4 protein-coding genes are annotated in these 5,028 nt (G+C 72.7%); 3 read left to right on the top strand and 1 reads right to left on the bottom strand.

The features are described from left to right. Positions 1–639, bottom strand: a 639-nt coding sequence (locus Q0195_RS05440; RefSeq protein WP_299275622.1) for an endonuclease/exonuclease/phosphatase family protein, incomplete at its 3' end; no start/stop codon positions are given. 174 nt (positions 640–813) lie between these two features. On the opposite strand from Q0195_RS05440, the gene Q0195_RS05435 reads away from it, so the two are divergent. From Q0195_RS05435 to Q0195_RS05425, 3 genes are all read left to right on the top strand, one after another. Then, positions 814–2,466, top strand: coding sequence for an FAD-binding dehydrogenase (locus Q0195_RS05435; RefSeq protein WP_299275619.1), 1,653 nt, complete (start codon positions 814–816; stop codon positions 2,464–2,466). A 40-nt stretch (positions 2,467–2,506) separates the two neighbouring features. Further along, positions 2,507–2,995, top strand: a complete 489-nt coding sequence (def, locus tag Q0195_RS05430; RefSeq protein ID WP_299275617.1) for a peptide deformylase — start codon at positions 2,507–2,509, stop codon at positions 2,993–2,995. 335 nt (positions 2,996–3,330) lie between these two features. Beyond that, positions 3,331–4,812 (top strand): dicarboxylate/amino acid:cation symporter, encoded by a 1,482-nt coding sequence (locus tag Q0195_RS05425; RefSeq protein ID WP_299275615.1) that lies wholly within the window; start codon positions 3,331–3,333, stop codon positions 4,810–4,812. Positions 4,813–5,028 lie beyond the last annotated feature (216 nt).

The raw sequence follows: 5,028 nt of genomic DNA, 5'->3' as shown, positions 1-5,028 counted from the left end.
ATGACGGACCAGTGAGTCGTCGAACGGCTCGTCGTTGAAGTCGCCCATGACGAGCACCGGGGTGTCGGCCCCGTGGACCTGCCGCACCCGCTCGTGGAAGTACGCCAGCGTCTCACCCGCGATGGCGCGGTACCCGGCCGTCACCTCCGCCCCGCCGCTGCGCGAGGGCCAGTGGTTGGCGAACAGCACCCACAGCCGGTCGCGGTGCGTGCGGAAGTTGACCTGGAGGATCTCCCGAGTGGCGGTCCGGCGCATGACGACGTGCTGGAAGTGCTCCCCGGCCGTGAAGTAGGCAGTGTCGTAGACGAAGGCGACGTCGATGCCGCGCTGGTCGGAGGTGTCGGCGTGCACGACGGCATAGCTGCGGTCGGGCAGTGCGGCGGCGAGCCGGTCCCGCAGGAGCCCGAGCACACGCTCGTTCTCCACCTCGCACACCCCGAGCAGGTCGGGTCCTGCACCGTCGCCCATCCGGGCGATCGCCGAGGCGAGCTGGGCGATCTTGGTGTCGCGGCGCTCGCGGGTCCAGCCGGCGAGGTCCCGGCCGATGGCGCGCTGCAGCTTGTCCGACCGGTCGGGCGCGTCCCGCTCGTCGAAGAGGTTCTCCAGGTTCCACCACGCCACGCGGTACGACGAGACCATCGGGCCTCCCTCGGCCGGACCAGGCTCTGCCCGACAAGTGTCTCAGCGGCACCGACCGGCCCTCAACCGGAGGCACGCGGACGCATCTGGCCTCGCCCATCACGACCCCCGGGCCACCGCGTCTCGTTAGCCTGGCCACGGCAGCGGTGCGCGGGCGCCGCGGGGAAGGGACCCATGGACGCGGACGTCATCGTCGTGGGGGCCGGGCTCGCCGGGCTCGTCGCCACCGCCGAGCTGGCCGGCGCCGGGCGGCGCGTCGTCCTCGTGGACCAGGAGCCGCTCCAGGACCTCGGCGGCCAGGCCTTCTGGTCCTTCGGCGGGCTGTTCCTCGTCGACTCCCCGGAGCAGCGCCGCATGGGCATCCGCGACAGCCGGGACCTCGCCTGGCAGGACTGGCAGGGCACCGCCGGATTCGACCGGCCCCGGGAGGACCGCTGGCCGCAGCGGTGGGCCCGGGCCTACGTCGACTTCGCCGCCGGGGAGAAGCGCGCCTGGCTGCACTCGCTCGGTGTGCGGTTCTTCCCGGTGGTCGGCTGGGCGGAGCGCGGCGGCGGGCTCGCCACGGGGCCGGGGAACTCCGTGCCGCGCTTCCACATCGTGTGGGGCACCGGTCCCGGCGTGGTGGCGCCCTTCGCCCGGCAGGTGCGCGCCGCCGTCGACGCCGGGCTCGTCCGGCTCGCCCCGCGCCACCGCGTCACGCGGCTGACGACGACGGCGGGGAACGTCGACGGCGTCGCCGGCCGGCTCCTGGCGGCCGACCGCTCCGCCCGCGGCGTGGCGACCACCCGGGAGGTCGTGGGGGACTTCGTGCTGCGTTCCCAGGCCGTGGTCGTCGCCTCCGGCGGCATCGGTGGCAACCACGAGCTCGTGCGCCGCTGGTGGCCGCCGACGCTCGGCAGCCCGCCGCGACACATGCTCACCGGCGTGCCCGCCTACGTCGACGGGTCCATGCTCGAGGTGGCGGACGCGGCCGGGGCGAGCCTGGTCAACCGGGACCGGATGTGGCACTACACCGAGGGCGTGCAGAACTACGCCCCGGTGTGGCCCGGCCACGGCATCCGCATCCTGCCCGGGCCGTCCTCGCTGTGGCTCGACGCCACCGGCCGCCGGCTGCCCCCGCCGCTGTTCCCCGGCTTCGACACCCTCGCCACCCTGCGACACCTCCGCACCGGCGGGCACGACCACAGCTGGTTCGTCCTCACCGAGCGCATCATCGAGAAGGAGTTCGCGCTGTCCGGCAGCGAGCAGAACCCCGACCTCACCGGCAGGGACCTGCGCCTCCTGCTGGAGCGGCTGCGGCCCGGCCCGCCCGGACCGGTCGCCGAGTTCATGCTCCGTGGCCCGGACTTCGTCGTCGCCGACTCCCTGCCCGACCTCGTCGCCGGGATGAACCGCCTCGCCCCCGAGGCGCCACTCGACCCCGACGTCGTCGCCGAGGCGGTCCACGCCCGTGACCGCGAGCTGACCAACGAGTTCACCAAGGACGCCCAGGTGGTGGCGCTGCGCCAGGCCCGTGCCTACCGGGGGGACCGCCTCGTGCGGGTCGCCGCCCCGCACCGGCTCCTCGACCCCGCCGCCGGGCCGCTCGTCGCGGTCAAGCTCCGCATCCTCACCCGCAAGACCCTCGGCGGCATCGAGACCGACCTCGACGCGCGGGTGCTGCGCCCCGACGGCACCGTGCTCCCCGGGCTGTTCGCCGCGGGAGAGGCAGCCGGATTCGGGGGCGGCGGCATGCACGGGTACCGCTCCCTGGAGGGCACCTTCCTCGGCGGCTGCCTGTTCTCGGGGCGGCAGGCCGGGCGCGGCGCGATCGCCGCGACCGGCTGAGGCGTTCGGAACACCGGCCCGGCCGTGGGAAACTGACGCCATGGCTATGCGAGACATCCGCATCGTGGGCGACCCGGTCCTGCGTACCCCGTGCGAACCGATCACGGAGATCGACGACCGCGTCAAGGCGCTGGTGGAGGACCTGCTCGAGACGGTCGACCACGAGGGCCGGGCCGGCCTGGCCGCCAACCAGATCGGGGTGAGCCTGCGGGCGTTCTCGTGGAACATCGAGGACGACATCGGCTACGTCCTCAACCCGCGTCTCGTCGAGGTCTCCGAGGACGAGTACCAGGACGGCGACGAGGGCTGCCTGTCCGTCCCCGGCCTGTGGTTCCCCACCGAGCGCGCCTGGTACGCCCGCGTCGAGGGGATCGACCTCGACGGCAAGAAGGTCGTCGTCGAGGGGGAGGAGCTCATGGCCCGCTGCCTCCAGCACGAGATGGACCACCTCGACGGCGTGCTCTATATCGACCGCCTCGACCGGGCGGAGCGCAAGAAGGCGATGAAGGCCATCCGCGAGATGATCTAGGTCACATCTGTCGCATGGCGCGGACACCTGGGTTAGTGTGTCCGCGGCTCGCGACCGGGCGGGCCTCACCCTCGAGGAGAGTGTGTGCTCAACTGCTGGAACCTCACCGCGCGCTACGAGTGCGACCTGCGTCGGCAGGCCAGCGCGCTGTGTTGTCGTCCCTGAGCACGCGGGACCAGCTGACCCACCGCTGACCCACGGCCCCTCCCGGCACCGACGCCGGACCTGACCGGCACCCGCCGGGTCACCCTCGGGCTCCGTGCTCCCGCGCCCCGGCGCCGCACACTCGTGCGTGCGCGCATCCCCACCTTCTCCTGTCGTCGTGAAAGGCCACCATGTCCACGTCAACATCCGCACCCCCTGCACGGCGCCGGCTGCGCGCGCCGTCCTTCACCGTCCAGATCCTGCTCGCGCTCGTCGTCGGCGTCCTGCTCGGCTCGTGGGCGCTCACCATCGGCGAGACGCCCGCCGGTGAGCCCAACGGACTCACCGTCGCGCTGGAGACCATCGGCTCGACCTTCGTCAGCCTGCTGCGGGCCACCGTCCCGCCGCTGGTCTTCACCGCGATCGTCGCCTCGATCGCCAACCTGCGCGGCGTGGCCAACGCGGCCCGCCTCGCCGGGCAGACCCTCGTGTGGTTCGCCATCACCGCCGCTGCCTCCGTCGTCATCGGCATCGGGCTCGGCTTGGTCATGCGCCCCGGCGTCAACACCTCCGTCGGGGCCGAGGCCGCAGCGGAGCCCGGGCGCACCGGCAGCTGGCTCGACTTCCTCGGTGGGCTGGTCCCGGGGAACTTCCTCGGCCTGGAGACCTCCGTCTCCGTCGGCGAGGGCGGCGCGGTGAGCAGCGCGGTGAGCTTCAACGTCCTGCAGATCCTCGTCATGGCCCTGGTCGTGGGGCTGGCCGCGCTCAAGGTGGGCAAGAAGGCGGAGCCGTTCCTCTCGGTCAACCGCTCGCTGCTGGCGATCATCCAGAAGGTGCTGTGGTGGATCATCCGCCTCGCCCCGCTCGGCACGCTCGGCCTCATCGGGCGGGCGATCGCCACCTACGGCTGGGACTCCCTGGCCCCGCTCGGCACCTTCGCCGGGGCGGTCTACCTCGGCCTGGCGCTCGTCCTGCTCGTCGTCTACCCGCTCGTGCTGCGCACCAACGGGCTGTCGGTCACCCGCTTCTACCGCGGTGCGTGGCCCGCCATCCAGCTCGGGTTCGTCTCGCGCTCCTCGATCGGCACGCTGCCCCTGACGCAGCGGGTGGTCGAGCGCAACCTCGGGGTGCCGTCCTCCTACGCCTCGTTCGCCGTGCCGCTGGGCTCGACGACGAAGATGGACGGCTGCGCCTCGATCTACCCGGCGCTCGCGGCGATCTTCGTCGCGCAGTTCTTCGGGGTCGAGCTCGCGGTCACGGACTACCTGCTCATCGCGTTCGTCTCGGTGGTCGGCTCGGCCGCGACGGCGGGCCTCACCGGCGCGATCGTCATGCTCACCCTCACCCTGTCGACGCTGGGGCTGCCGCTCGAGGGGGTCGGGCTGCTCCTGGCGATCGACCCGATCCTCGACATGGGCCGCACCGCGACCAACGTCGCCGGTCAGGCGCTCGTGCCGACCGTCGTCGCCAAGCGGGAGGGCATCCTCGACGTCGAGCAGTACAGCTCGGCGCAGGCCGCCCAGCTCTTCGTCGACGACGAGGAGGAGGCGGCCGAGGTGCCGGAGCAGGTGAGCGGTCGCCCGGAGGGACCGGAGCAGGTGAGCGGTCGCCCGGAGGGACCGGAGCAGGTGAGCGGTCGCCCGGAGGGGGCTGAACTGCCCGCCCGCGCCTGACCTGCTCCGGTCCGGTGCAGCAGGCCTCACGTCGCACATCGCCGGCAGGCCCCACGACGGGTGCCCTGCCGGCGATGTGGCATGATGGTGCCCGTCACGCCGCGTGTGGACCACCGGATTCAGCCTGAGGTCGTAGGGGAAGACGCACCTCAAGTGAGAGTCAGGAGGGTCGACATGAATGGTGCCATCACCCGCGGCGTCATTTTCGTGCACTCT

Source organism: uncultured Georgenia sp., from assembly GCF_937958535.1.
In the GTDB taxonomy this organism is placed as follows: Bacteria; Actinomycetota; Actinomycetes; order Actinomycetales; family Actinomycetaceae; genus Oceanitalea.
Note: the sequence above shows the minus strand (reverse complement) of the source record. Positions and strands in the feature narration are given on the sequence as shown.